Annotated in this window: 20 protein-coding genes; 11 read left to right on the forward strand and 9 right to left on the reverse strand. The window is 60.3% G+C overall.

The window, feature by feature from the left end:
* Positions 1-119 precede the first annotated feature (119 nt).
* Entirely contained in the window at positions 120-1,226 is a 1,107-nt protein-coding gene (locus tag ACF8SD_RS02415; RefSeq protein WP_274411380.1) for a GlxA family transcriptional regulator, read from the forward strand.
* Positions 1,227-1,330: 104 nt separating this feature from the next.
* On the opposite strand, the gene ACF8SD_RS02420 is transcribed toward ACF8SD_RS02415, so the two are convergent.
* A complete protein-coding gene (locus ACF8SD_RS02420; RefSeq protein WP_028635296.1) occupies positions 1,331-1,588 on the reverse strand; it encodes a hypothetical protein in 258 nt (85 codons plus the stop codon).
* Positions 1,589-1,967: 379 nt separating this feature from the next.
* Between ACF8SD_RS02420 and ACF8SD_RS02425 the strand changes: the two genes are divergently transcribed.
* Together ACF8SD_RS02425 and ACF8SD_RS02430 are read left to right on the forward strand one after the other, a co-directional pair.
* Positions 1,968-3,914, forward strand: a complete 1,947-nt coding sequence (locus ACF8SD_RS02425) for a zinc-dependent metalloprotease family protein (RefSeq protein WP_392484441.1) — start codon at positions 1,968-1,970, stop codon at positions 3,912-3,914.
* 238 nt (positions 3,915-4,152) lie between these two features.
* Complete coding sequence (locus tag ACF8SD_RS02430; RefSeq protein WP_392484442.1) at positions 4,153-6,072, forward strand: reprolysin-like metallopeptidase; 1,920 nt, start codon at positions 4,153-4,155, stop codon at positions 6,070-6,072.
* A gap of 25 nt (positions 6,073-6,097) precedes the next feature.
* On the opposite strand, the gene ACF8SD_RS02435 is transcribed toward ACF8SD_RS02430, so the two are convergent.
* The 4 genes from ACF8SD_RS02435 to choX form a co-directional block, all read right to left on the reverse strand.
* Entirely contained in the window at positions 6,098-6,592 is a 495-nt protein-coding gene (locus ACF8SD_RS02435) for a thioesterase family protein (protein ID WP_392484443.1), read from the reverse strand.
* 10 nt (positions 6,593-6,602) lie between these two features.
* A complete protein-coding gene (locus ACF8SD_RS02440) occupies positions 6,603-7,568 on the reverse strand; it encodes an L-carnitine dehydrogenase (protein WP_173887319.1) in 966 nt (321 codons plus the stop codon).
* A 63-nt stretch (positions 7,569-7,631) separates the two neighbouring features.
* Complete coding sequence (locus tag ACF8SD_RS02445; protein ID WP_054905537.1) at positions 7,632-8,516, reverse strand: 3-keto-5-aminohexanoate cleavage protein; 885 nt, start codon at positions 8,514-8,516, stop codon at positions 7,632-7,634.
* Between the two features lie 122 nt (positions 8,517-8,638).
* Positions 8,639-9,583, reverse strand: a complete 945-nt coding sequence (gene choX / locus ACF8SD_RS02450) for a choline ABC transporter substrate-binding protein (protein WP_173887321.1) — start codon at positions 9,581-9,583, stop codon at positions 8,639-8,641.
* 142 nt (positions 9,584-9,725) lie between these two features.
* Here choX and ACF8SD_RS02455 point away from each other — a divergent pair, with 142 nt between their 5' ends.
* Complete coding sequence (locus ACF8SD_RS02455) at positions 9,726-10,673, forward strand: GlxA family transcriptional regulator (protein ID WP_173887323.1); 948 nt, start codon at positions 9,726-9,728, stop codon at positions 10,671-10,673.
* Between the two features lie 3 nt (positions 10,674-10,676).
* Here ACF8SD_RS02455 and ACF8SD_RS02460 read toward each other — a convergent pair whose 3' ends face one another.
* The 3 genes from ACF8SD_RS02460 to ACF8SD_RS02470 all read right to left on the reverse strand — a co-directional run bounded on the left by ACF8SD_RS02460 (position 10,677) and on the right by ACF8SD_RS02470 (position 12,615).
* Entirely contained in the window at positions 10,677-11,294 is a 618-nt protein-coding gene (locus tag ACF8SD_RS02460; RefSeq protein ID WP_173887325.1) for a hypothetical protein, read from the reverse strand.
* 73 nt (positions 11,295-11,367) lie between these two features.
* Entirely contained in the window at positions 11,368-12,060 is a 693-nt protein-coding gene (locus tag ACF8SD_RS02465) for a hypothetical protein (RefSeq protein WP_173887327.1), read from the reverse strand.
* 138 nt (positions 12,061-12,198) lie between these two features.
* On the reverse strand, positions 12,199-12,615 hold the full coding sequence (locus ACF8SD_RS02470) for a lysozyme inhibitor LprI family protein (protein WP_173887329.1): 417 nt from the start codon (positions 12,613-12,615) through the stop codon (positions 12,199-12,201).
* A gap of 285 nt (positions 12,616-12,900) precedes the next feature.
* Between ACF8SD_RS02470 and ACF8SD_RS02475 the strand changes: the two genes are divergently transcribed.
* From ACF8SD_RS02475 to ACF8SD_RS02505, 7 genes are all read left to right on the forward strand, one after another.
* Complete coding sequence (locus tag ACF8SD_RS02475; RefSeq protein ID WP_009682902.1) at positions 12,901-13,878, forward strand: dipeptidase; 978 nt, start codon at positions 12,901-12,903, stop codon at positions 13,876-13,878.
* Positions 13,879-13,955: 77 nt separating this feature from the next.
* Positions 13,956-14,486 carry a DUF5943 domain-containing protein gene (locus tag ACF8SD_RS02480; RefSeq protein ID WP_029886397.1) on the forward strand — a complete coding sequence of 177 codons (531 nt, stop codon included), beginning with the start codon at positions 13,956-13,958 and terminating at the stop codon, positions 14,484-14,486.
* 15 nt (positions 14,487-14,501) lie between these two features.
* Positions 14,502-16,562 (forward strand): dimethylglycine demethylation protein DgcA, encoded by a 2,061-nt coding sequence (dgcA, locus tag ACF8SD_RS02485; RefSeq protein WP_019096852.1) that lies wholly within the window; start codon positions 14,502-14,504, stop codon positions 16,560-16,562.
* A 177-nt stretch (positions 16,563-16,739) separates the two neighbouring features.
* The gene (gene dgcB, locus ACF8SD_RS02490; RefSeq protein WP_392484444.1) at positions 16,740-18,692 is read left to right on the forward strand and encodes a dimethylglycine demethylation protein DgcB; all 1,953 of its coding nucleotides are present in this window, start codon (positions 16,740-16,742) and stop codon (positions 18,690-18,692) included.
* Positions 18,692-19,924 (forward strand): electron transfer flavoprotein subunit alpha/FixB family protein, encoded by a 1,233-nt coding sequence (locus ACF8SD_RS02495; protein WP_392484445.1) that lies wholly within the window; start codon positions 18,692-18,694, stop codon positions 19,922-19,924. Before dgcB ends, ACF8SD_RS02495 begins: the two co-directional genes overlap by 1 nt.
* Before the next feature lie 10 nt (positions 19,925-19,934).
* The gene (locus ACF8SD_RS02500) at positions 19,935-20,705 is read left to right on the forward strand and encodes an electron transfer flavoprotein subunit beta (protein ID WP_003255694.1); all 771 of its coding nucleotides are present in this window, start codon (positions 19,935-19,937) and stop codon (positions 20,703-20,705) included.
* 794 nt (positions 20,706-21,499) lie between these two features.
* Complete coding sequence (locus ACF8SD_RS02505; RefSeq protein ID WP_392484446.1) at positions 21,500-22,366, forward strand: RHS repeat-associated core domain-containing protein; 867 nt, start codon at positions 21,500-21,502, stop codon at positions 22,364-22,366.
* Between the two features lie 92 nt (positions 22,367-22,458).
* On the opposite strand, the gene gbcA is transcribed toward ACF8SD_RS02505, so the two are convergent.
* Positions 22,459-23,751, reverse strand: a complete 1,293-nt coding sequence (gene gbcA / locus ACF8SD_RS02510; RefSeq protein WP_392484447.1) for a glycine-betaine demethylase subunit GbcA — start codon at positions 23,749-23,751, stop codon at positions 22,459-22,461.
* Between the last annotated feature and the right edge of the window lie 22 nt (positions 23,752-23,773).

Consider the following 23,773-nt stretch of genomic DNA (forward strand, 5'->3'; position numbering starts at 1 on the left):
TCAGGCACGGCGTTTGCGTAGGTAATGGTCACCCACCCCCCGGCATGTGGCGGGGGCAATAACAAGAAAATGAGTGCCCGCATGAGGCACATCCAGCATTTGTGTGAGGAGAAACCGCGATGACGTCCTACACCTCCGGGGCCCCGTCCCAGAACCGCACAGCACCCCAGTCCATCGGGTTTCTTCTATTGGACAATTTCACCCTGATTTCCCTGGCTTCGGCTGTGGAGCCCCTGCGTATGGCCAACCAGCTGTCCGGCCGCGAACTGTACCGCTGGCACACGCTGACGGTCGATGGCGGCCAGGTGTGGGCCAGCGATGGTTTGCAGATCACCCCGGACGCGGCCATGCACAGTGCCCCTGCGATCGACACCGTTATTGTCTGCGGTGGTGTGGGCATTCAGCGCACCGTTACCCGCGAGCACGTGACCTGGCTGCAAGCCCAGGCGCGTCAGTCGCGGCGCCTGGGGGCCGTGTGCACGGGCAGTTGGGCCTTGGCCTGTGCCGGCCTGCTCGACGGCTTTGATTGCAGCGTGCACTGGGAATGCCTGGCCGCCATGCAGGAGGCCTACCCGCGGGTCAACATGAGTACCCGGCTGTTCACCCTCGACCGCAACCGCTTCACCAGCTCTGGCGGCACCGCGCCGCTGGACATGATGCTGCACCTGATCAGCCGCGACCACGGCCGCGAGCTGTCGGCGGCCATTTCCGAAATGTTCGTCTACGAACGCATTCGCAACGAGCAGGATCACCAGCGCGTGCCGCTCAAGCACATGCTCGGCACCAACCAGCCGAAGTTGCAGGAAATCGTCGCGCTGATGGAAGCCAACCTGGAAGAGCCGATCGACCTGGACGAGTTGGCGGTGTATGTGTCGGTGTCGCGGCGCCAGCTCGAGCGGTTGTTCCAGAAGTACCTGCACTGCTCGCCGTCGCGCTACTACCTGAAGCTGCGCCTGATCCGCGCCCGGCAGCTGCTCAAACAGACGCCCATGTCGATCATCGAAGTGGCATCGGTGTGCGGTTTCGTATCCACGCCGCACTTCTCCAAATGCTACCGCGAGTACTTTGGCATTCCGCCGCGTGATGAGCGCGTGGGCTCCAACACCACGCAGCAAGTGGCAATGATGCCGATTCCGCAGGCCATGACCTTGTCGCCGCACAGCGGGCCGATGGCGGCCCTGAGCCAGGCGCGTAACGAATCGACCTTTGCCAGCGTAAGGCTCTGAAACGGCATCGCCGGCAAGCCCGCTCCCCTAGGGCTTGCACAGGTCTTGAGCCTGTGTGATCCCTGTGGGAGCCGGCTTGCCGGCGATAGGGCCGTAAGGAGAAATCAGGCGCGCTTGCTGAACTGCGCCAATGCCGGCAGCAACTGCTTGTCGATGGCCTGGCGTACCGCCGGCAGAATCGTCGCGCTACCGGTATACATCTGTTCCACCATCCCCTTCAGGGCCCGTGCATTGGGCTCGGTCAGCCCGCGCACCACTGCCTCGCAGGCCTGTTCGGCAGTGGCCCCGGCTGGAATGTCGAATCCACGCGCCCGCAGGTGGCCTGCCAGGTCGTCCTGATCAATCAAATCCGCATGCATCATGGCTGTTGTCCCTTTTGTCGCGAAGAGAGTGCTGCTGTGATTTACGACCGATTCTGTGACGTGGGCGACAGGCCCGCAACAACAGAATGCCGGCATGGCTGCCATGACTAAGAACAGGTCGTTTACGGCTAAATCCAGCGCCTTCCCAGGCCCCACACTGAGGCCATTCACGGTACCAGAGGGTTTGGTCACCCTCGTTCATGCACAGTGGATGTTGCTCGCTCTTGGCCCCGGATGCTCACGGCTTTCCGGGGTTATTTTTTTGTTTTAAACCAACTGCCTGTGCCTGCACATCCATCCACCTGGCATTTTTGTCAGGTGACAGTAAAGCTGCGCTAGTGATCTGCTGAGGGTGATGGATATCCTCAGGAGCGGCAATGTGAAAACGGCAATTTGGAACAGGATCCTGCTGGCTTCAACGGTGATGTTTTTTGGGGGATGTTCGTCCTCTGGCCCCACCGTGACTGCAGCCACAAGTACCCCAGCCCAACTGTTCACCCTTGAACCCACCCCTACGCGCAAAGGCCTGCTAGACACGGCTAGCGGCAACCTGGCCACATTGCTGGCCGACCCTGCGAACGCAGAGTTTACGCTGGTGAAGATCAACCCGGCACTTATCAGCCAGCAAACGCAGGATTTGGCGGTGAGCTTACCGGACGGTAAAACCGCGCAGTTTCATCTACGCGATTTCACCACCATCACACCGGGTATTGACGGTTGGGTGGGCTACAAGCCGTCGGCATGGAAAGCGGCCCATGCGGCATCTGCTTCGGAGATCGAAAACGATCCGCTTTACTACCTCTCTTTGGTGCGTGAGGGTGACAAGTTGGTGGGCCGCGTAATTGTCGAAGGGCAGCGTTATCGGCTGGATTCAATCGGCTCGGGTCAGTATGTGCTGATCAAGGTTGATGAATCCAAGCTTCCTGCGGAAGGCGAACCCCTCGTCGACCCAGCAGGGCAGGCGCTCGATGAAACCCAAGGGCAAGTTCCGCAGTCCGCTCACAGCACAATACGCGTGATGTTTCTGGCCACTAATCAACGAAGGGCCAAAAGCCCCAACTATCGGATTGAGCTCGCCCAGGCGCTGAACGACGCCAATCAGTACATGAGAAACAGTGACGTACAGATCACTTATGAACTGGCCGGTTTTTTTGATGAGCCTTACGACGAAACCGGAAGAAATTACTCACAGCAACTGGATGATATCCGTCTAGCCCAACCATTCGCGGGGAATGTCTTGCGCAGGAGAGAGGTGTTGGGAGCAGACATGATTTCAATGTATTCTACAGCGACTGAGTATTGCGGTCTTGCCTGGTATGAGTCGAGTAAAGAGCAGGCTCATTCGGTCATCAGCTGTACCACCTCGCTTGCTCACGAACTCGGTCATAACTTGGGCGCCAAACATAACTGGGAGGAAGGAAATGCAGAGCGCAAACCGCCCTATGTGCATGGCTATCGATACACGGGAACGCCTAGGTTCAGCACGCAGATGTCGTATGGATGCTCGCCAGCGTGCCCAAGGGTTGCGTACCACTCTAACCCTCGGCTGACGTACCAGAGCATTCCTCTTGGGACTGAGGCACATCATGATGTCGCGCGCCGCTTTAACGAACGCAGGGAAAGGGTAGAGAATTTCTATCCCGTGCCGCTTGCGCCGCCTATGGAGTTGGAATTCTACCCCGAAAAGAATTTTTCTGGACGCCATTGCAGCCTAGAGTTTCTCCCCAATGACATACGCCCCAACTGCAATGAAGTGCATTCGGTTAAAGTCAAGAATTTCAAAGCTGGAATGAGGTTGTGTTTCTACGCCACCGCCTTTGACTTTGCCTGTTACCGCGGTTCGTACACGGGTGCTTTTGAGGTGGCGGACCTTGATGCGTCAGGCACATTGCCTGCTGGGCTGGAGCGAGAAATCCCTCCTGGTAATACACCTTTGGTCGGGAAAATTCGAAATATCGTGTACACTCAGGACACTTCCGTAACTATTCAGCTTTATTCTCTTGCTGACTATCGAGGTGATACCTGCACATTCCGCCTGTCCCAAGGCGATGCGCGCAAGATTTCAGATTTTTCAGGATGCGACTTAGTAGCCAGCGGAAAATCACGCTCCGCGAAGGTGTACGCTTTCCCCGGGGCTAACTCCAAACTTTGTTTCCTTAACACCGACGACCGTCGAAGTCTTTGCTTCACAGGGAGCTATCAGGGCAACTTTCAGATCAGAAATTGGGACGTGGGCAGTGGCCTGCCCCAGGGGCTTGTTCGTACGCATGCAGGGGGTGGTTACATGAACGGCTCCGTGCACCGTGTTTCCTTCGGCAAACAATAGCCCTGGTTGGCTGCCCGCTCCTCTCTCTGCCAGCCGCCGCGCCCACCGGATGAAGGTGCTGGTGCATGCCGCAGGCAGGCCTGCTGAGCTCGTGCACTTTCGCACGAGCACAACAGTGCAGTCGATGAAGTTGTTCATGATCATCAAGGCAGCGATGCAAACCTGATAAATTTGCCTGTTGTGCCGAGTGGGCAGCTGATCTGTAATTTCACTCTCCGGTGAAAGGGAGACTAGCCCCATGAAACTTTGGTTGCGGTTGATTTCAGCGACTATATTGGTGTCAGCAATTTCGGGCGTGCTTGCCAGTGATCATAATGAGGGTGCATCGCCCACCACACAACTTTTCCAACTAGCCGTAGGCGATGACCTTGAGGGCCTGAAGCGCGATAGACAGGTGTATCCGTTGTTCAGTGATCTGTTGAAAGATCCAGCAACCCAACACGTGCAGCGGGTGGTGGTGAATAGTTCTTTGGTAGACCAGGCCAACAAAACGCTAAGTGTTCCGCTCGGGCATAACAAGACAGCGACCTTCAGGTTGCGGCGCAGTGTTCCACCTGCGCCGGGTATGGTGGGATGGGTCGGAGACTCGGTAGCTGGGCCGCTGGGTAACAACGACACCGAAATCGTTTTTGACCCCTTTACCTGGATTTCCTTGGTACGGGACGGGCAGCGGTTGACTGGCGCTATTCATGTAGAAGGTGCAGCCTACCGATTACAATATGTTGGGGGCGGGCAACATGTATTAGTCAAAGTCGATGAAGCCAAAATGCCTGCTGAACATTTCACCGATGTGCGGCAGCCTCAAACAGACCCTGGTGCTGGAAAGGCACCAGAATCTGACCACAGCACCATCCGTGTGCTGTTTTTTACAACCCATGAACGGCGCGTCAAAAACCCGGATTACCGTGCGACGCTAGCCCGTGTCGTGCAAGATGCCAATCAGGTGATGCTCAACTCGAATGTACCCGTTACCGTCAGTATTGCGGGGTTCATGGAGCCTGATTACAAGGAAGGCGACAAGACCGGTGTTGAGCAGTTCACGGACTTCAGGACGCCGGGGCGGGACTTGAATAATGAGGTGCAGCGCTGGCGCGATGAGCTTCTGGCCGACGTGGTAACGTTGTATACGTCCTACCCGGGGACAGGGGGTGAGGTCGCCACAGGCGGCTATGTCATTGTCGGTGCTGCTGACGCGTTCGCTCACGAGATTGGGCACGTGTTGGGCGCCGCGCATGGTTGGAACGGAACATCGCCTGGCTACAAGTTCGGTTATAGCCATGATAATCCGAAATTCCATACCCGGATGGTCACCACTTGGGGGTCCATACCCTATTTCTCCAATCCAAGGCTCACTTATCAAGGCGTGCCAATGGGTACGCCCGAACACCATGATGTGGCTCGCACCCTGGATGAGCATCGGGAAGAAATCGAAAACCTCTACCCCCCACCCCCCGCACCTAGACTCTATGTTGAACTTTATGCGGAGCGTAATTTTCTTGGTCAGCAGTGCAGCATGTTCATGGTGCCCGGTATGCATCTGCCCCCTTGCACCGCCGTGAAATCAATGAAGGTCAGTGACTTTACCGACGGCAGCAAGTTGTGCTTGAAGTCCTACAGGCTCGATCTGTCGTCTTGTTATGTGGGTGCCTATGCAGGCGACTTTGAAGTCGCAGATATCGACAAGAAAGCGGCATTGCCGCACGGCTTGCGTCGTGAAGCTTCCGGCTCGAAACCACTGGTTGGCAATATCGACCACGTTGAGTATGCGAGGGATGACAAACTCACCATTCAACTCTACTCGCAGGCGAATTTTCGAGGTGCCTCCTGTGAGCTTCGGCTCCCCGCTGGGGCAGTATACGACCTGTCAACTTGGGCGGCGTGCAGTGCGGTGTCCAACGGCAAGTCGCGTTCGGCGAAGGTTTACGGCTTTCTTGGCGATGCCAGGAAACTCTGCTTCCATAGCGAAACCTCGGCCAAGAGCCTGTGCTTCAGCGGGTCTTACAAAGGCCGTTTTGAGGTCGCCAATTGGGACAGTGGCAGTGGGCTGCCTGAAAACCTCATCAGGGTCCATCGGGGAGGAGGGTATATGAACGGGGCCATCTATCGTGTCTCCTACGATATTGATACACATGATCAACCGCCTATGCCCAGCCGTTGATGTGCGTGGGTAAGGGGCCGAAGGGTTAACGGGTTGAGCCATCAGCCGGCTGGCTCAGGCGGCGGATGGTTGCGCCAACGTAGTTGGGTATCGAAATATCATCCTGTTGCGTTTGCAGGCGCTGTATCGCCGCCATGCTGCGCGCTTCGAACGGCGCGGAGGTAGGCCCGGCCAGGTCAACGTGCAGGAGCATCTGCTCGCTGGCAGCCAGCACCTCATCGAACCCGGACCGGTGCAGGCTGTGATAAACATGCAGGCGCTTGCGATCAACGCCGATGATCTGCGTCTGCACCCACACCTCGGTGCCAAGCTTCACCTCATGCAGGTAGTTGATGTGCGCCTCCAGGGTGAACAGCGAATGCCCACTCTGCCCTCGGCTGTCGGCATCCAGGCCGATGCGCTCCATCAGCGCATCGGTGGCGTAGCTGAAAATCAGCAGGTAAAAGGCATCGCGCAGGTGCCCGTTGTAGTCCACCCAGTCCTCCTGGACTGGGGTGCGGTAGGTGATCAGTGCGGGCATTGTGGTCTCCTCATTCGCCGAACGACATGCCGTGCTTTTGCTTGCTGCTCTTTACGGCTTCCAGCACGGCAAGCAGGGTGTCATCACGATAGCGTTCCAGTGCGGCAATGCTGCGTTCTCCCAGTTGCGCCGAGGTGCCGTCCACCACATCGTCAATCAGCTTGTCGGTCAGGTCCGGTGCGGGCAGGTAGGTCCACGGCAGTTTCAGCGCCGGGCCGAACTGCGACATGAAGTGGCGCATGCCTGCGTCGCCACCGGCCAGGGTGTAGGTGAGGAAGGTACCCATGAACGACCAGCGCAGGCCGGCGCCAAAGCGGATTGCGTCGTCGATTTCACCGGTGGTCGCCACGCCGTCGTTCACCAGGTGCAGGGCCTCGCGCCAGAGTGCTTCGAGCAGGCGGTCGGCTATGAAACCGGGCACTTCCTTGCGTACGTGCAGCGGGCGCATGCCCAGGGCGGTATAGATGACCTTCGCTGCCTCGATGGCTTCGGGCGCGGTACGTTTGCCACCGACGATTTCCACCAGCGGCAGCAGGTACACCGGGTTGAACGGGTGGCCCACCACGCAGCGCTCCGGGTGCGTGGCAGACTCGTAGAACTCGCTGGGCAGCAGGCCGGAAGTGCTGGAGCCGATGATGGCCTCGGGCTTGGCCGCGGCGCTTATTTTTGCGTGCAGGTCGAGCTTCAGGTCCAGCCGCTCTGGCGCGCTTTCCTGAATGAAATCGGCATCGCGTACGCATTCCTCGATGGTGGCAACGAACTTCAGGCGGGCTTGTGACGCGCCGGGCGCCAGCCCCTGCTTCTCAAGCGCTGGCCAGGCATTGGCAATACGCTTGCGCAGCGCCGGTTCTGCGCCAGGTGCAGGGTCCCAGGCGATCACGTCCAGGCCGTGGGCCAGGGCGCGGGCAACCCAGCCGCTGCCGATCACGCCGCTACCCAGGGCGGCGAAGGTCTTGATCTGGGTGATGAAGGGCATATCGAGTCCTCAGGCTAAAAAAATGCTCAGAATTGGCGCCAGTCCTTATGGGAGCAGGCGGGATCAGCGGCGCTTGAGGTTCATTTTTTCCCGGCCCTCGGCCGGGGTCAGTACACGGGCGCCAAGGCGCGAGATGATCTCCACCGCCCGTTCGACCAGCTGGCCATTGCTGGCCAGTACGCCACGGTCCAGATACAGGTTGTCTTCCAGCCCCACCCGCACGTTGCCGCCTAGCAACACGGCCTGCGCTGCCATCGGCATCTGCATGCGGCCGATGCCGAAACCTGCCCAGGTCACATTGGCCGGCAGGTTGTCGACCATGGCTTTCATGGTGGTGGTGTCGGCCGGCGCGCCCCACGGGATGCCCAGGCATAGCTGGAACAGAGGGTCGTCCAGCAGGCCTTCCTTCATCATTTGCTTGGCGAACCACAGGTGGCCGGTGTCGAAAATTTCCAGTTCTGCCTTCACGCCCAGTTCGGTGATGCGCTTGGCGCCGGCACGCAGTTGCGCAGGGGTGGACACATAGATCGAGTTGCCGTCGCCGAAGTTGAGGGTGCCGCAGTCGAGGGTGCAGATTTCCGGCAACAACGCTTCCACGTGGGCCAGACGCTCCAGCGGGCCGATCAGGTCGGTGCCGGCGCCGAATTCCAGTGGCGTTTCACCCGGGCCGATTTCCAGGTCACCCCCCATGCCGGCGGTGAGGTTGACGATGATGTCCACGTCGGCTTCACGAATGCGTTCCATGACTTCGCGGTACAGCGCCACGTCACGGCTGAAGCGGCCGGTTTGCGGGTCGCGCACGTGGCAGTGGACCACAGTGGCGCCCGCCTTGGCAGCCTCTACGGCAGCGTCGGCGATTTGCCGGGGGGTGACGGGGACAAGGTGGCTTTTCGAGGCAGTGTCGCCGGCACCGGTAAGGGCGCAGGTGATGATGACGTCGTGGTTCATGGTGCGGTTCCTTGTGGTGTATGTGCTGGCCTTTTCGCGGGCAAGCCCGTTCCCGCAGGGGCCCGTGATGGCCCTGCCCAGGTGTGCCCTGTGGGAGCGGGTTCAGCCGCGAAGAGGCCCTGTCAGTTGGCGGTAAGCTTGAGGTTGTCCGCAGCCGGCTTGCCATCGAAGGTGGTCACCCCTTCCAGCCAGCGCGCCTTGTCTTCGGGGTGGTCTTTCAGCCACTGGCGGGCGGACTCCAGCGCGTCCTTGTGGTCGAGCAGCGGCTGCATCATGCGGCTCTCGTCCTCGGCGCTGAATGTCAGGTTGGCCAGCAGGCGATTGGCGTTGGGGCAGCGTTCGGCGTAGTCCGGCGCGGTCACCGTCCACACCGTGGCACGGCCTTCGTCGGGGCCGAGGGCGTCCTGGCTGTCACCCAGGTAGGCCATGTCGATGTTCACGTTCATCGGGTGTGGTGCCCAGCCGAAGAACACCACGGCTTCCTTGCGCCGCACGGCGCGGTCGACCGCGGCGAGCATGCCCGCCTCGCTGGACTCGACCAGCTGGAATTTGCCCAGACCAAACTGGTTCTTGGTGATCATGGCCTTGATCTGCGTATTGGCCCCCGAGCCTGGCTCGATGCCATAGATCTTGCCGCCCAGTTCCTTTTCGAACTTGTGGATGTCGGCAAAGGTTTTCAGGCCCTTGTCATACAGATATTTCGGCACGGCGAGGGTGGCGCGGGCGTCTTCCAGGCTTGGCTTGTCGAGCACCTTGACCTGCCCGGCGTCGACGAACGGGGTGATGGTCTGGGTCATGATCGGGTTCCAGTAACCCAGGAACATGTCCAGACGCTTGTCGCGGATGCCGGCAAAAATGATCTGCTGCGAAGCGCTGGTCTGTTTGGTCTGGTAGCCCAGGCCATCGAGCAGCACCTGAGCCATGGCGCTGGTGGCAATGACGTCGGTCCAGTTGACCACGCCCAGGCGAACGTTCTTGCAGGCCGCGGGTTCGGCGGCCAACAGTGGGGAAGTGGCGATGCTGCTCAGGGCAAGGGTCAACAGGCTGCGGCGGATCAAGCTGTGCATGGTGGCTCTCCATCGGCAGTGCATATTGTTATGGGGTCCGGTCTCTCTGGACCGTGTGAATACGCTACGCTGGCGTCATCTTGCCCAAGCGCACGCTAGCGACAGGAATTAGCACCTGGGCGACCAGTTTCTGTGGAGGGGGATGATGGAGACGATTGCCTTTCTGTTGGTGCCCGGTTTTTCCGCCATGGGGTTCATTTCCGCGGTGGAACCACTGCGGGTAGCCAACCGTTTTGGCGGGCCGTTGTACCGGTGGCAGGTGCTGAGCATGAACGGTGAGGCGGTGCTGGCGAGCAATGGCATGTCCATCAATGCCGATGCCGCTCTAGGGGAGGGCGAGCCGCCCGACATCCTGCTGGTGGTTGCGGGCTTCGAACCACTTGCCCATGTCGCATCCAAACTGCTGCATGCGCTGCGCCGGCTCAACCATGAGGCTGTGATGCTTGGGGGGATCGACACCGGTGCGATGGTGTTGGCCGAGGCGGGGCTGCTCGAGGGCTACCGGGCGACGTTGCATTGGGAGGCGCTGGAGGCCTTCAAGGAACGCTATCCAGGACTTCAAGCCACCCAGGAGCTGTTCGAGATTGACCGCAGCCGCATCACCTGTGCCGGCGGAACGGCCTCGATCGATCTGATGCTGTACTTGATTGCCCAGGCTCACGGCAGCGAACTGGCGGTGAAAGTCTCCGAACAGTTCGTGCTGGGGCGTATCCGTCAGCGCCAGGACCACCAGCGCATGCAGATCGGCGCGCGTTATGGCATCAGTAACAAGAAGCTGATCCATGCCATTGGCGAAATGGAAAAACACTTCGAGCCACCACTGACCACGCTGGATCTGGCAGCCGCGATCAAGGTCACGAGGCGTCAACTGGAGCGGTTGTTTCGCATACACCTGGGTGCCACACCCAGCAGTTTCTATCTTGCGTTACGGCTGGACAAGGCGCGTCAGCTGTTGGCCCAGACCGACATGTCGGTGACCGAGGTCAGCATTGCGTGCGGGTTCGAACTTCCATCGTATTTTACGCGGCGCTACAAGCTGAAGTTTGGGCGGTGCCCGCGGGAGGAACGCCGGCCGGGCGGTTCCAACTGAGCTTCACTCAAGCTCGCGCTCGAGAATTGCCCTCAGTTTTTCCCGGTTGGTCGCTTGCAGGCCCTTGCGAAGCGGTGCAAAACCTTCTGCATTGAAGCGTGCACCCAGATGGTGGAATATCAGGTTCAACTTTCGGGTGGGCTCGTCCGGGTCGGTAACGCAATAGATATAAAACAGGATCGCGACCGGAACCTGGTCCCCTTCATGGTCCATTTCGATACTTAGATGTGAAGAAGCGTTCATGACGGTGAATGTACGTGCCCCCGCCGACTGCAGAGCGTTCTGAATATTTTCTTCCAGGCTTTTGAACCAAGGCCCTTTGGCGCGCGGTGGCGGTAGAAAGCCGCTGTACACATCGCTTAGCGCAAGCAGGTGCGGCTCATACACGATGGTTTTATGTGTATGTTCATACAGGGTGAATTTCAATGATTTCAAGGTGGCGAGGGCAAGCGCGAACCATTGCCGAGGCTGGGTCTCCATCGAGTATCTTTCATTGGCCAATGCTTGTGAATGACGCAGGCATAGCTGCAAGTCTTCCCAGGTCTCGAGTGTCAGCCAGGGGGCAGGCTTTATTCTTAGCCGCTCCTCGAAGATTCGGGTGTCCAGGCTTGTATCGCTCATGTGGCATTGTTCCTCGATGGCCGCACATGACCAGAACCGGGTACCAGCGCTTTCTGGTACCCGGCCTCGCTCATCAGCTAGTGAAAAAATCGCCGAGGTCTTTTTTGATTTTCTCGTTCACAAGTTCCCGCGCAGCGTCGAAGTGACGAACGCTGAAAGTGCCTTGTTGCGAAGCGCGATAGACGCGGGTGGAAGTTTTATCGACCTTGCGGGTCAGGGCGCCCTCACGCTCGATTTTCGAGTCGTAGCTGGCCTGGAAGCTGGTCATGTGCATGGCGGGCAGGCCTTGTGGCGTCATTTCGCACTGGGCTATCACGAAGGTGCTCGATTTGCCGGATTCGCTATGGCTGTGCTTTTCCAGGTGTGCCTTGACTTCCGGCTTCTGCACGACGGTTTGCAGAGCACGCTTGGCGCAAGCGGCGCGGCGAGGGTCCGCGGAAACGCTGATGGTGACCGACTTGGTGATCAGATCTGCCAGGGTCAGGTTGTCCTCGTCAATGGCGTCTTCGGCATGTGCAGCACCTGTCATGGTCCAGCCGAATTTGCTCAGGCCATCGTTGTAGAAGTTGTACCACTCGCGCTGCTGGGTTTCCTTGTTGAACTTCTTGTTGGCCAGCGCGGTCATCAAGCCCAGGCCGCACAGGATGTCTTGTGCAACGTCGGCAGGCACATTGTCAGCGAAAACGCAGAGGGCCTGGCCGGTAGCGGCAACGCGCTCCTGGCCCTCTTTGCGGATTTTTTCCATTTCAACTTTGATGTCAGCCACTTTGTAATTCCTTGATAGTTTTGAATTTCAAGACACACGTGGTGAGCACGTGGTCTGAGGGCACTATCGAGCAATGACGCAGGCGGCATCAGCGGCATGTGGTTCCTCGGGCGTTGGTCCTTCTCTTGTGCGTGCTGTTCAATCTTCAGGCGCTGGCTCGTCACCGTCTTGCGTGCCCAGGCTGCGCAGGTATTCCGCCCGCTCATCGCTGCGCTGTGCAATGCAGCTGTTCCAGGCGGTCTGGTAGGCCTTGCTGCCTGGCTGTTCAGCGTGGGTTTCGACCTTGCAGTCTGCATCACGCAGTTGACGCCAGAGTTGCTCGGCCGCTTCTATTCGCGACATCAGGCCGGCTTCGTCGCCGAACTGGTCACGCATGCGCGCGGCGAGTTCGTCGTAGGCCGACTGCAGCTCACGCTCGGCGACCTGCTTGTTGAATGCTGCGCAGGCAAAGGTTTGCTGGTCGGTTTCCACATTGTCGCAAGGTGTGCTTTCTTCCTCGCTGGCCTGGGCCCCGCTAACAACGGCCAGCAGCGCCAGCCATGCCATTGATTTCATCCTTTTCCCCCTCACCTGGCTGTCGAATCGCAGGGATTCTCGCTCAGCCTGCGCTCTGGTGGTAGCTACCTGACCAAATGTTCATGAAGTGGCCGGAAATGCCGTTGTCGAGACTGTCTCGCATCGCCAGCCCGCGCGCCAGATGCCCTGTTGTCGCGCATTGACGCTTTCGGCAAACCCCCTGTCGTTTTTGCATCGGGGCGCCTTTGGGCACAGGCATATGCTGGCCCCAAAGCGCCGGCACAAGGTTTGGCGCCAACCCATTCGATAAAAGGGGACAGCCTGATGAGCCCAGCCGAACTTCACGCCGACAGTATCGTCATTGACGGCCTGATCATTGCCAAGTGGAACCGCGAGCTGTTCGAGGACATGCGTAAAGGCGGGCTCACTGCGGCCAACTGCACGGTATCGGTGTGGGAAGGGTTCAAGGCAACCGTCGACCAGATCGCCGCCAGCCAGAAGCTGATCCGCGACAACAGCGACCTGGTAATGCCGGTGCGCACTACCGCCGACATCCGCAAGGCCAAGGAACTGGGCAAGACCGGCATTCTCTTCGGCTTCCAGAACGCCCACGCCTTCGAAGACCAGATCGCCTACGTGGACGTGTTCAAGCAGCTGGGCGTTGGCATCGTGCAGATGTGCTACAACACCCAGAACCTGGTGGGCACCGGTTGCTACGAGCGCGACGGCGGCCTGTCGGGCTTTGGTCGCGAGATCGTAGCCGAAATGAACCGCGTCGGCATCATGTGCGACCTGTCCCACGTCGGCTCCAAAACGTCCGAAGAAGTCATCCTCGAATCGAAAAAGCCGGTGTGCTACTCGCACTGCCTGCCATCGGGCCTCAAGGAGCACCCGCGCAACAAGTCCGACGCCGAGCTCAAGTTCATCGCCGACCACGGCGGCTTCGTGGGCGTGACCATGTTCGCCCCGTTCTTGGCCAAGGGTATCGATTCGACCATCGACGACTACGCCGAAGCCATCGAGTACACCATGAACATCGTGGGTGAAGACGCTATCGGCATCGGTACCGACTTTACCCAAGGCCACGGCCAGGACTTCTTCGAGTACCTGACCCACGACAAGGGTTACGCCCGCCGCCTGACCAACTTCGGCAAGATCATCAACCCGCTGGGTATCCGTACCGTGGGTGAATTCCCCAACCTCACCGAAACCTTGCTCAAGCGCGGCCACTCCGAGCGCGTGGTGCGCAAGATCATGGGCGAGAACTGGGTCAACGTCCTCAAGGACGTGTGGGGCGAATAAGCCGCTCTCCAAGCCTGAATGCCCCTGCCAGCAACGCCGGGGCACCCAAACAAAAATTTTTATGGAGTTGAGTTTCCATGGCCAAGATCGCCCCGCAATTGCCAATCGAAGTCGACAGCGAGACCGGTGTCTGGACCAGCGACGCCCTGCCGATGCTGTACGTGCCGCGCCATTTCTTCGTCAACAACCACATGGGTATCGAAGAGGTACTGGGCGCCGACAAGTACGCCGAGATTCTCTACAAGGCCGGCTACAAGTCCGCCTGGCACTGGTGTGAAAAAGAAGCCGAATGCCATGGCCTGGAAGGCGTGGCGGTGTTCGAGCATTACATGAAGCGCCTGAGCCAGCGTGGCTGGGGCCTGTTCGAGATCCAGGACATCGACCTGGATAAGGGCACCTGCAGCGTCAAGCTCAAGCACTCTGCGTTCGTGTACGTCTATGGCAAGTGCGGCCGCAAGGTCGACTACATGTTCACCGGCTGGTTCGCCGGCGCCATGGACCAGATTCTCGCTGCCCGCGGCAGCGCTATCCGCACTGTGGCCGAACAGGTCTATGGCGGGTCGGAAGAAGGCCACGAAGATGGCCTGTTCGTTACGAAGCCGTTGTAAGCCGGAGATAGCGTCATGGCATTCGAAGCAATGTTCCAGCCGATCCAGATCGGCAAACTGACCATCCGCAACCGCGTGCTCAGCACCGCGCACGCCGAGGTCTACGCCACTGACGGCGGCATGACGACCGACCGCTATGTGAAGTATTACGAAGAAAAGGCCAAGGGCGGTATCGGCCTGGCGATCTGCGGCGGTTCGTCGGTGGTGGCCATCGACAGCCCCCAGGAATGGTGGGCATCGGTCAACCTTTCCACCGACCGCATCATCCCGCACTTCCAGAACCTGGCCGACGCCATGCACAAGCATGGGGCCAAGATCATGATCCAGATTACCCACATGGGCCGTCGCTCGCGTTGGGACGGCTTCAACTGGCCGACCCTGATGTCGCCTTCGGGTATTCGCGAACCGGTGCACCGCGCCACCTGCAAGACCATCGAGGTGGAAGAGATCTGGCGGGTGATCGGTAACTACGCCCAGGCCGCGCGTCGCGCCAAAGAGGGCGGCCTGGACGGTGTCGAGCTGTCGGCAGTGCACCAGCACATGATCGACCAGTTCTGGAGCCCGCGGGTCAACAAGCGTACCGACGAATGGGGCGGCACGTTCGAGGGCCGCATGAAGTTCGGCCTGGAAGTGCTGAAGGCTGTGCGCGCCGAAGTCGGTGACGATTTCTGCGTGGGCATGCGTATCTGTGGCGACGAGTTCCACCCCGATGGCCTCAGCCACGAAGACATGAAGCAGATCGCGGCCTACTACGACGCGACCGGCATGCTGGACTTCATCGGTGTGGTCGGCTCGGGTTGCGACACCCACAACACCCTGGCCAACGTCATCCCGAACATGAGCTACCCGCCAGAGCCGTTCCTGCACCTGGCGGCCGGTATCAAGGAAGTGGTCAAGGTCCCCGTGCTGCACGCACAGAACATCAAGGACCCGAACCAGGCCACGCGCATTCTCGAAGGCGGCTACGTGGACATGGTCGGCATGACCCGTGCGCACATGGCCGACCCGCACCTGATCGCCAAGATCAAGATGGGCCAGATCGACCAGATCAAGCAGTGCGTCGGTGCCAACTACTGCATCGACCGCCAGTACCAGGGCCTGGATGTGCTGTGCATCCAGAACGCCGCCACCTCCCGTGAATACATGGGCGTGCCGCACATCATCGAGAAGACCACTGGCGTGAAGCGCAAGGTGGTGGTGGTAGGTGCCGGCCCGGCGGGCATGGAAGCGGCCCGCGTGGCCGCCGAGCGTGGCCACGATGTGACCCTGTTCGAGAAGAAGGACCAGATCGGCGGGCAGATCACCATCGCCGCCAAGGCACCGCAACGTGACCAGATTGCCGGTATTACCCGCTGGTACCAGCTGGAGCTGGCGCGCCTGAAGGTTGACTTGCGCCTGGGCACCGCCGCCGACGTGGCGACGATCCAGGACCTGCGCCCGGACGTGATCGTGCTGGCGGTAGGTGGCCACTCGTTCCTTGAGCAGAACGAACACTGGGGCGCCGCCGAAGGGCTGGTGGTCAGCAGCTGGGACGTACTCGACGGCAAGGTTGCGCCGGGCAAGAACGTGCTGGTGTACGACACCATCTGCGAGTTCACCGGCATGTCGGTGGCCGACTTCATCGCCGACAAGGGCAGCCAGGTCGAGATCGTCACCGACGACATCAAGCCGGGCGTCGCCATGGGTGGTACTACCTTCCCGACCTACTACCGCAGCATGTACCCGAAAGAAGTGATCATGACCGGCGATATGATGCTGGAAAAGGTCTACCGCGAAGGCGACAAGCTGGTGGCGGTGCTGGAGAACGAGTACACCGGCGCCAAGGAAGAGCGCGTGGTTGACCAGGTGGTGGTGGAAAACGGCGTGCGCCCTGACGAGCAGCTGTATTACGCGCTGAAGGAAGGTTCGCGCAACAAAGGCCAGATCGACGTGGAGGCGCTGTTCGCCATCAAGCCACAGCCGATCCTCAGCCAGCCGGGCGAAGGCTACCTGCTGTACCGCATCGGTGACTGCGTGGCCCAGCGCAACGTGCATGCGGCGATCTACGACGCCTTGCGCCTGTGCAAGGACTTCTGATCGTTAATAGTCGCCGCCATCGGGCGCGATCCCTGTAGGAGCGGGTTTACCCGCGAATGCGTCAGCACTGACAACACCGTTGCCTGACCGGACGCATTCGCGGGTGAACCCGCTCCTACATGGGGCCAGTCTCGCCCTCAGGTCGGCGCAAGAATCCAGCTGTTGTGGGAGCCTCCCATGTTGAACACCCTGTTACCCATCCTGCTGTTCGCTGCCCTTGGCCTGGCAGTGCTCGGCGCCTTGCGCCGGGTGCGTATGTGGCGACGTGGCCGGGCCTCCAAGGTCGACCTGATCGGCGGCCTGCTGGCCATGCCGCGCCGCTACCTGGTGGACCTGCACCATGTGGTCGAGCGCGACAAGTACATGTCCAAGACCCACGTGGCCACCGCAGGCGGCTTCGTGCTGTCGGCCGTGCTGGCGATCCTGGTGCACGGCTTTGGCTTGCAGAGCAAGATCCTTGGTTACGCGCTGCTGGTCGCCACGGTGATCATGTTCAGCGGTGCCATCTTTGTCTTCAAGCGCCGCCTCAACCCGCCTTCGCGCCTGTCCAAGGGCCCGTGGATGCGCCTGCCCAAGAGCCTGCTGGCGTTTGCCGTGAGTTTCTTCATCGCCACCCTGCCGGTTGCTGGCATCCTGCCGGCCAACACCGGTGGCTGGGTGATGGTCGGCATCCTTGGCCTGGGCGTGCTGTGGGGCGTGTCCGAGCTGTTCTTCGGCATGACCTGGGGCGGCCCGATGAAGCACGCCTTCGCCGGTGCCCTGCACCTGGCCTGGCACCGCCGCGCCGAACGCTTTGGCGGTGGCCGCTCCACCGGCCTCAAGCCACTGGACCTGGAAGACCCCAACGCGCCGCTGGGCGTGGAAAAACCGGTGGACTTCACCTGGAACCAGTTGCTTGGCTTCGATGCCTGCGTGCAGTGCGGCAAATGTGAAGCCATGTGCCCGGCCTTTGCCGCCGGCCAGCCGTTGAACCCAAAAAAACTCATCCAGGACATGGTCATCGGCCTGGCCGGTGGCACCGACGCCCAGTTCGCCGGCAGCCCGTACCCTGGCAAGCCGATTGGCGAGCACGGCGGCAGCCCGCACCAGCCGATCGTCAATGGCCTGGTCGACGCTGAAACGCTGTGGTCGTGCACCACCTGCCGTGCCTGTGTCGAAGAGTGCCCAATGATGATCGAGCACGTCGATGCCATCGTCGACATGCGCCGCCACCTCACCCTGGAAAAGGGTGCCACGCCGAACAAGGGCGCCGAGGTGCTGGACAACCTGATCGCCACCGACAACCCTGGCGGTTTCGCGCCTGGCGGGCGTATGAACTGGGCCGCCGACCTCAACCTGCAACTGCTGTCGCAGGTGAAAACCACCGAGGTGCTGTTCTGGGTGGGCGATGGCGCATTCGACATGCGCAACCAGCGCACCTTGCGCTCGTTCGTCAAAGTGCTCAAGGCATCGGGTGTCGACTTTGCCGTGCTTGGCCTGGAAGAACGCGACAGCGGCGACGTGGCGCGCCGCCTGGGCGACGAAGCGACCTTCCAGCAACTGGCCAAGCGCAATATCCAGGCCCTGGCCAAGTACAAGTTCCAGCGTATCGTCACCTGCGACCCGCACAGCTTCCATGTGTTGAAGAACGAATACGGTGCATTGGGCGGCGACTACCAGGTGCAGCACCACAGCACCTACATTGCCGAGCTGATCGCCGCCAACAAGCTGAACCTGGGCCAGCACAAGGGTGGCAGTGTCACCTACCACGACCCGTGCTACCTGGGCCGTTACAACGGCGAGTACGAAGCCCCGCGTGCGGTGCTCAAGGCGCTGGGTATCGAAGTGCGCGAAATGGAGCGCTCGGGCTTCCGTTCGCGGTGCTGTGGCGGTGGCGGCGGTGCGCCGATCACCGACATCCCCGGCAAGCAGCGTATTCCGGACATGCGCATGGACGACATCCGCGAAACCAAGGCTGAGTTGGTAGCCGTGGGTTGCCCACAGTGCACCGCCATGCTCGAAGGCGTGGTCGAACCGCGCCCACAGATCAAGGACCTGGCCGAGCTGGTGGCTGATGTGTTGATCGAAGAAGACGCGCCTGCCGCCGCAAAGCCGCAAGCGGCCAAACGTGAACCTGCGGAGGTGCACTGATGAGCGACATTGTCCGCCGCGACCCACGCGCCGAGTGGATCGCCCGTAACCGTCTGCATCCGCTGCATGCTGCGATGCAGACGCAACAGACCAGCTGGATGGGCCCCAACGGCATCATCCGCAAAAACCCACATGCGCTCGCCGCAGGCTTTGTGGGCCCGGCCGGCCTCAAGCGTATCGACCGCAGTGGCGCCCAGCAGGGCACGGCTGTGGGCGGCCGACGTACCGCGGCGGCCGAGGTCAAGTTGCCGCTGCACCAGGTGCCTGAGCCGGCGTTCTACATTGCCGTGGTGCCAGACATGGTCGGCGGCCGCCTGAGCAGCCACGACCGCGACCTGCTCGGCCTGGCCCATAGCCTGGCCGGCAGCGACGGCGCCGTGCTGGCAGTGGTGTTTGGCGAACACAAGGAAAGCAACTTTTCCACAGCCGGTGTCGATCGCCTGCTGGTGCTCGAAGGCGAGGAATTCGCAGGTTATGCGCCGGAGCAACTGGTGCAGGGCCTGCGCGCTGTGGATAACCAGTTCATCCCGCGCCACTGGCTGCTGCCCGACAGCCGCAGCGGTGGCGGCGAGCTGGGCCGGCGCCTGGGTGCGTCCCTGGGCGAGCGCCCGGCGACGCGGGTCTGGCAGGTCAAGGACGGCCAGTGCATTGGCCGTGCCGGTGCCGGCCAGCAAGACCTGCAACGCGCCGTGCCACGGCTGATCCTGGCGGCGGCGGAGTGTGCCGAGCCGGTCAGCGAAACCCGCCATGAAGCGTTGCCGGTGGAGTTGTCCACAAGCATCGCGCGCAGCCTGTCGCGCATCGAGGACCTTGGCTCGGTGGCTGTAGACCCGGCCACCATCGCCATGGCCGAAGCCGAATTCATCGTGTCGGGCGGCAACGGCGTCAAGGACTGGGACCTGTACCACAAAGCCACTGCGGCCCTCGGCGCGACCGAAGGCGCCTCGCGGGTGGCGGTGGACGATGGCTTCATGCCGCGTAACCGTCAGGTGGGTGCCACCGGTACCTGGGTCACTGCACGGGTTTACGTGGCTGTGGGTATCTCGGGCGCGATCCAGCACCTGCAGGGCATCGGTGCCTGCGACAAGGTGGTGGCGATCAACATGGACCCGGGCTGCGACATGATCAAACGGGCTGACCTGTCGGTAATTGGCGACAGCTCGGCGATTCTCAAGGCGTTGATCGAAGCTGTGGACAACTACCGCAGCGGCGGCCAGCGCGACGCGGCATAAGGGCACGAGCATGAGTACGAAAGTGATCAGCCTGGTTTCCATCGGTGCCCACCCCAGCTCCGGCCGCGCCCGCCGCGCCGAGCAGGATGCCCGCGCCGTGGAGTTGGGCTTGCAGCTGGCTGGGGATAACTTGCAGGTGGTGCATGCTGGCGATCCACAGGAAGAGGCTTTGCGCGCTTACCTGGGCATGGGCCTGGACCACCTCGACGTGCTGGAGCAACCGGCCGGTGCCGATGTGCTGGGCGTGCTGGGCGATTATCTGCGCGATGCCGGGGCCCAACTGGTGCTGACCGGCAGCCAGGCCGAGACCGGCGAGGGGTCGGGCATGTTGCCGTTCCTGCTGGCGGAGAAGCTGGGTTGGCCGTTGATTGTAGGGTTGGCCGAGGTGGAGTCGATCGACAACGGCACCGCCCAGGTCCTGCAGGCTCTGCCACGTGGCCAGCGGCGCCGGCTGAAGGTTCGCCTGCCGCTGCTGGCGACTGTGGATAACGCCGCACCTAAGCCGCGCCAGAGTGCCTTTGGCCCGGCACGCCGGGGCGTATTGGCGGCGCGTAACGTGGCCATCGTCGAAGACGAACTGCTGGCCGAGGCAGAGCTGCAACCGGCCCGGCCACGGCCCAAGCGGTTGAAGGTGATCAAGGCCAAGAGCGGTGCCGATCGCATGAAGGCAGCGACGGCCAAGGCCAGTGGTGGCGGTGGCAAGGTGTTGAAGGACGTTTCTCCTCAGGAAGGCGCCGAAGCCATCCTCAAGCTGCTGGTGGAAGAGGGCGTGCTGCGTTAAGGCTTCACGCGATCCCTTGTAGGAGCGGCCTTGCGTCGCGATGGGCTGCGCAGCAGCCCCTGGATTTCGAGCCTGACTCAAGATTGCCGGGGCTGCTGCGCAGCCCATCGCGACGCAAGGCCGCTCCTACATCGACCGCATCTTCTTCAAGTCATGCACGATAACTGTGGCCACTTTCCAATTTGTCGCGCATAGCTGTGAATAAGTCTTTTCCTGAGTGACATCAGCTAGCGGCCAGCAGAAATATGAGATACACCGAGTTATGGTGGATAAGTGTTGATGCATCGCTACAGGCCAAATATCCCGGGCCTTTAAAGGAGTTGATCAGAAAACGGTCAGGCTTTCTTCCGCCCATTGGGTATCCCCATCAACATCGTGCCGGATCTTGCCCACAATCGCTGTGAGCTGGTCTGTGGATAATCTGTTTGGTAGTGTCTGCAAACCACGCAGTACAAGGCCTTGACAGGTTTGGTTAAAAAACAGTCAATCCAGGCGGAGATCCCCTTTATCCCTGAGAATTAGGGTGTTGATTCGCTTATCCACAACCTTCTCGCTGAATGCGCTTGTGTTGCCCACAAATTTTGTTGGTGGTTCTGTGGGTAAGATGTAAAGAATACTCTACAGGTGCCCTATCGCGCGGAGTTGATAGAAATGATCAAATTTTAGCCAAAATCCCGGCGGGATTTTGGCTTGAGAGCCATGACAGGCCAAGGGGTAACTGATAATTTTGCCAGTATCACGTGATTGAGTTGGATGGGTAGAGTGCTAGTGATTTCAAGTCATTAGGGCACATCATGACCGTCTCACATTTGCTTAAGGTCGACCGACAGCAGTCTGTCTTGGGTGAGGGTAGCGATATCGTCCGTGCCTTTACCGTTTACGGTGGGTTCAATCCCGTCGATAGCCTATACACGGGTTTCTCCGGCGAGATTAGAGATCAACTGACTGGTTGCTATCACCTGGGCCAGGGCTATCGCACTTTTAACCCTGTACTCATGCGCTTTCACTCACCTGACGCAATAAGTCCTTTTGGTCTTGGAGGCATCAACGCCTATGCCTATAGTGATCCCGTTAATACCCGAGATCCTAGCGGGCATAATGCCTTGTTTATCTCGGCGTTCGCCCAGCGGGTAATGACAGCACTGTTCGGCACAATTTCAATTGGGAAAGCACTCCTGAGCAAGCCTCCCACAACCCGGGTTGATCGCGTGATTTTGCGCATGACTGTAGGGGGTGGCGGGTTGAGTATCACAGGGGCAGTGGGGCAGACTGCTGGTGCGGTTTCGTTTGCGTATGTGTCCAACGCAGGCCTCGTCTTGGCGGGAGGGGGAACTGTAGCGGGCTTTGCAAAAGCGCTTTATGACGAGCGCAGTAGCCTTGCTAGCAGGGTGCTTACCAACCTTCGCGCCGCTGTGGGGGTGAAGGCGAAACAACCCAGATCTCAAGATCTGGAAATCAATTCCCCGGTGTCAGACGTGCCTTTAGCCACTTGTCCCTTACCTTCAGCGCCCCCTGAAAGCCCGGGCTTTCGTCTTAGTGCCGAGGCGCTTCGCCCGGATGTTGCGGTAACAGTGCCTCGACCCTTTACATCACTCGAACTGCTGGAAAGTGACATGAGCTACATGAGTGATATGAACAAGCGAGTTCGACAGCCTGCTTGAGATGAGCATGACGTTAAGCTCATATATCAAATGTATACCGAGGCCGCATCGCACATCACGAACACTACCGTAATGTGCGACGCCCTCATGGGTTATTGAGCCTTTACCTCCTTCAGGTAGGGGGCAGGCTCTGCGCCCAAGTTGGCCAATACGCGGGCGCTGTACCAGTCAATGAAGTTCACCACACCAAACTCGTAAGTCTTCGAGTAAGGCCCAGCCTGGTAAGCGGTGGAGTTGATCCCACGCTGGTTCTCTTCCGCCAGACGGCGGTCCTGGTCGTTGGTGGCGTCCCACACCTTGCGCATGTTCTCGGGGTTGTAGTCCACGCCTTCCACGGCATCCTTGTGCACCAGCCACTTGGTGGTGACCATGGTTTCCTGGGCACTGATCGGCCATACGGTGAACACGATCATGTGGTCGCCCATGCAGTGGTTCCACGAGTGCGGCAGGTGCAGGATGCGCATCGAGCCCAGGTCCGGGTTCTTGATGCGGCCCATCAGTTTCTGGCAGGCCTGCTTGCCGTCCATGGTCATCGACACGGTGCCCTTTAGCAGCGGCATGCGCACGATACGGTTACGCAGACCATGGCTCTTGTGCAGGTAAGGGATCTTCTCGGCTTCCCAGGCGGCGGCAGAGGCGGCCACGTGGTCCTTGAATTCCTGGCTGGCGCGCGGGTCGTTGGTGTCGTCCCATTCCAGCAGGGTTTGCAGCAGCTCCGGGTGCGAACCGTTGCAGTGGTAGCACTCGCGGTTGTTTTCCAGTACCAGCTTCCAGTTGGCCTTTTCCATCAAGGTGGTCTGCACCGCCACCTTGGTGTTTTCCATGTCGTACGGTTCCATGTAGTGGTCCAGGGTGGCCAGGAACTCGTCGATGGCTGGCGGGTTCTGCGCCAGGCTGATGAAGATGTAGCCGCCTGCGACCTTCACGTTCACGGGCTTGAGGCCATACTGGTTCATGTCGAAGTCGGCACCCATCTCGGTGCCGGCGAACAGCAGGCGGCCGTCCAGCTCGTAGGTCCACTGGTGGTATGGGCACACCAGCTTGGCCACCTTGCCTTTTTCGCTGACGCACAGGCGGGAGCCGCGGTGGCGGCAGACGTTGTGGAAGGCATGCACCTTGCCTTCGGCACCGCGCACCACGATGATCGGGTTCTTGCCGATCTGCAGGGTGATGTAGTTGCCCTTGGCCGGGATCTCGCAGGTCATGCCGGCAATCAACCATTCCTTATGGAAGATTTCCTGCATGTCGATCTGGAACAGACGCTCGTCGGTGTAGAACGGCTGGGGCAGCGAGTAGGTGCGCTCGCGGGTCTGCAGCATCTCGGCGGTAGCCTTGCGTGCAGGTTCAAGTGGATCGCCCAGGCTCAGGGTTGCGGTGACGTCCATCGTGTATTCCTCGGGGCCGAGT

The organism is Pseudomonas sp. CJQ_9 (assembly GCF_043106615.1).
Classification (GTDB): Bacteria; Pseudomonadota; Gammaproteobacteria; order Pseudomonadales; family Pseudomonadaceae; genus Aquipseudomonas; species Aquipseudomonas juntendi.

Coding starts and splice junctions, on each gene's coding strand:
- ACF8SD_RS02415 (WP_274411380.1), top strand. CDS start 120: ATGACGTCCTACACCTCCGGGGCCCCGTCCCAGAACCGCACAGCACCC.
- ACF8SD_RS02420 (WP_028635296.1), bottom strand. CDS start 1,588: ATGATGCATGCGGATTTGATTGATCAGGACGACCTGGCAGGCCACCTG.
- ACF8SD_RS02430 (WP_392484442.1), top strand. CDS start 4,153: ATGAAACTTTGGTTGCGGTTGATTTCAGCGACTATATTGGTGTCAGCA.
- ACF8SD_RS02435 (WP_392484443.1), bottom strand. CDS start 6,592: ATGCCCGCACTGATCACCTACCGCACCCCAGTCCAGGAGGACTGGGTG.
- ACF8SD_RS02440 (WP_173887319.1), bottom strand. CDS start 7,568: ATGCCCTTCATCACCCAGATCAAGACCTTCGCCGCCCTGGGTAGCGGC.
- ACF8SD_RS02445 (WP_054905537.1), bottom strand. CDS start 8,516: ATGAACCACGACGTCATCATCACCTGCGCCCTTACCGGTGCCGGCGAC.
- choX (WP_173887321.1), bottom strand. CDS start 9,583: ATGCACAGCTTGATCCGCCGCAGCCTGTTGACCCTTGCCCTGAGCAGC.
- ACF8SD_RS02455 (WP_173887323.1), top strand. CDS start 9,726: ATGATGGAGACGATTGCCTTTCTGTTGGTGCCCGGTTTTTCCGCCATG.
- ACF8SD_RS02460 (WP_173887325.1), bottom strand. CDS start 11,294: ATGAGCGATACAAGCCTGGACACCCGAATCTTCGAGGAGCGGCTAAGA.
- ACF8SD_RS02470 (WP_173887329.1), bottom strand. CDS start 12,615: ATGAAATCAATGGCATGGCTGGCGCTGCTGGCCGTTGTTAGCGGGGCC.
- ACF8SD_RS02475 (WP_009682902.1), top strand. CDS start 12,901: ATGAGCCCAGCCGAACTTCACGCCGACAGTATCGTCATTGACGGCCTG.
- ACF8SD_RS02480 (WP_029886397.1), top strand. CDS start 13,956: ATGGCCAAGATCGCCCCGCAATTGCCAATCGAAGTCGACAGCGAGACC.
- dgcA (WP_019096852.1), top strand. CDS start 14,502: ATGGCATTCGAAGCAATGTTCCAGCCGATCCAGATCGGCAAACTGACC.
- dgcB (WP_392484444.1), top strand. CDS start 16,740: ATGTTGAACACCCTGTTACCCATCCTGCTGTTCGCTGCCCTTGGCCTG.
- ACF8SD_RS02495 (WP_392484445.1), top strand. CDS start 18,692: ATGAGCGACATTGTCCGCCGCGACCCACGCGCCGAGTGGATCGCCCGT.
- ACF8SD_RS02500 (WP_003255694.1), top strand. CDS start 19,935: ATGAGTACGAAAGTGATCAGCCTGGTTTCCATCGGTGCCCACCCCAGC.
- ACF8SD_RS02505 (WP_392484446.1), top strand. CDS start 21,500: ATGACCGTCTCACATTTGCTTAAGGTCGACCGACAGCAGTCTGTCTTG.
- gbcA (WP_392484447.1), bottom strand. CDS start 23,751: ATGGACGTCACCGCAACCCTGAGCCTGGGCGATCCACTTGAACCTGCA.